The sequence below is a fragment of the Methanotorris formicicus Mc-S-70 genome, assembly GCF_000243455.1.
Taxonomy (GTDB): Archaea; AGJL01; Methanococci; order Methanococcales; family Methanococcaceae; genus Methanotorris; species Methanotorris formicicus.
Genome location: NZ_AGJL01000102.1, coordinates 1 through 2,021 on the forward strand (window position 1 = coordinate 1; position 2,021 = coordinate 2,021).

Here is a 2,021-nt window from a genome sequence, read left to right on the forward strand (position 1 = left end):
TTTTCTTTCTCATGACTATAGCATACAACCTCTTTTAAATTTTTTATCGATATTATTTGCTAATAAGCGTTATATACCTCTTTCCAAAAAGTTATGAAAAACACTAAAATTTATCCAAAACAAAAACAAAAAGTGAAACAATGAAACCTGTTGATATAAATAGGGTAGATAACGAGGAAGGAATAAAAAGATTAAAAAAAATGGGATGGTATGGGGTAGTTTATACTCAATATCATGATGAACTTGATGAAGAGAAGTTAAATAAGGTTATTGAATTTGGGGAAGATTGTGGTTTAAAGGTTTATAGTGGTATAAAGATAAGAACACAATCATCAAAAGAACTTAGGAATTTGGTGAGCAAATATAGGAATAAATTTCATCTTGTTTTAGTTGAGGGAGGGATTGAGAAGATAAATAGAAGTGCTTTGGAGATGCATGATGTTGATGTCCTATCAACACCTGAATTAAAAAGGAAGGATAGTGGTATAGATCATGTCCTTGCGAGGTTGGCAAGTGTGCATAGGGTTGCAATAGAGTTGAATTTTAATGAGGCGTTAATGGCAAAAAATTACGAAAGAGCGAGAATTTTAATGGCGTTTAGAAGGAATTTGAAATTGGCAGAAAAGTTCGATGCCCCTGTTGTAATCTCAAGCGATGCAAATAATATCTACTCATTAAAATCCCCACATGATTTGAGATCTTTTTTAAATACGTTAGTGAAGCCAGAATATGCAAAAAGAATAATTGAAACAACGTATAAAATAGCAGAGTATAGGGCATATTTAAAAAAGAAGAATGTTATTAGATTTGGTGTAGAAATTGTCGCTGATGAATGATATTTTCAAAAACTATAAAACAATGATTTTATAAAAAATACATCTGCAAAAAATTAACCCCAAAATATAATTTAGGATGATGGGCATGGAAACATCAAAGAAAATACTGTATACTATAATCTTTGTTTTTTTATTGATTTTTTCATATTCTTTTGCGATTATGAAAATTGAGAACTTATCATTTTTGGATGCACTTTATTTTAGTATAATCACCATCACAACAACTGGCTACGGAGACTACACACCAACAACGTATGAGGGAAGGATACTAACGATAATTTATCTGTTCTTTGGTATTGGAATCGTTATGTACCTATTTGGGATTATTGCCCAATTTATTATTGAGGGAGAATTTAAGAACTTAGTGAGGATGAGAAAAATGGAAAATAGGATTAAAGAGTTAAAGAACCATTATATAATTTGTGGATTCGGAAGAACTGGAAAGATTGTTGTAAATAAATTCAAAGAAGATGATATTCCCTTTATCGTTATTGACATAAACAAAGAAATCCTAAAAGAGGAACTTGATAAAGACCCAAACTTCAACTTTATTGTTGGAGACGCAAGAAGGGATGAAACACTTAAAAGAGCGAAGATAAAAAGTGCAAGAGGTCTCATAGCAACACTTCCAACTGATGCAGATAATGTTTTTATAACGCTCTCTGCAAAAGGACTAAATCCAGAAATAAAGGTTGTGGCTAAGGCAGATGAAGAAGAGGCAATTAAAAAACTAAAAAGAGCCGGAGCAGATAAAGTTGTCTCCCCGTACATGATTGGTGGACTAAGAATGGCGGAAGTTGCTGTAAGACCAGGTATTTTGGATTTCGTCTCAACATTTATCAATATAGCAAAGTATGAGTATGGGGAGGATATTGAGTTGAAGAAATTTGTTGTTGAAGAAAGTTCTGAGGTTGATGGCAAGTCTTTATGCGACTCTCAAATAAGAAAGGCTTCAGGAGTTACGGTTTTGGGCATAAGAAAAGGTGATAGGATGATTATAAATCCATCTCCGAATATTGTAATTAATGCAGGCGATGAAATCTACGCCTTTGGCTCAGATAAACAATTAAAATATTTGGAAAATATGGTAAAAAAACAATAAGTTGCATTTAGGCAAATATAATATTTAAGAATTTGGATATATAAATAAATTTTAATAAAATTCGCAAACAACCATATATTGAA

General features: G+C 31.8%; 2 protein-coding genes. Both read left to right on the plus strand.

Going from position 1 to position 2,021, the window contains the following annotated elements:
* Positions 1 to 140: 140 nt before the first annotated feature.
* On the plus strand, positions 141 to 836 hold the full coding sequence (gene rnp3 / locus METFODRAFT_RS09520) for a ribonuclease P protein component 3 (RefSeq protein ID WP_007045416.1): 696 nt from the start codon (positions 141 to 143) through the stop codon (positions 834 to 836).
* An 85-nt stretch (positions 837 to 921) separates the two neighbouring features.
* Positions 922 to 1,938, plus strand: a complete 1,017-nt coding sequence (locus tag METFODRAFT_RS09525; protein WP_007045417.1) for a potassium channel family protein — start codon at positions 922 to 924, stop codon at positions 1,936 to 1,938.
* Positions 1,939 to 2,021: the final 83 nt, after the last annotated feature.

Coding starts and splice junctions, on each gene's coding strand:
- rnp3 (WP_007045416.1), top strand. CDS start 141: ATGAAACCTGTTGATATAAATAGGGTAGATAACGAGGAAGGAATAAAA.
- METFODRAFT_RS09525 (WP_007045417.1), top strand. CDS start 922: ATGGAAACATCAAAGAAAATACTGTATACTATAATCTTTGTTTTTTTA.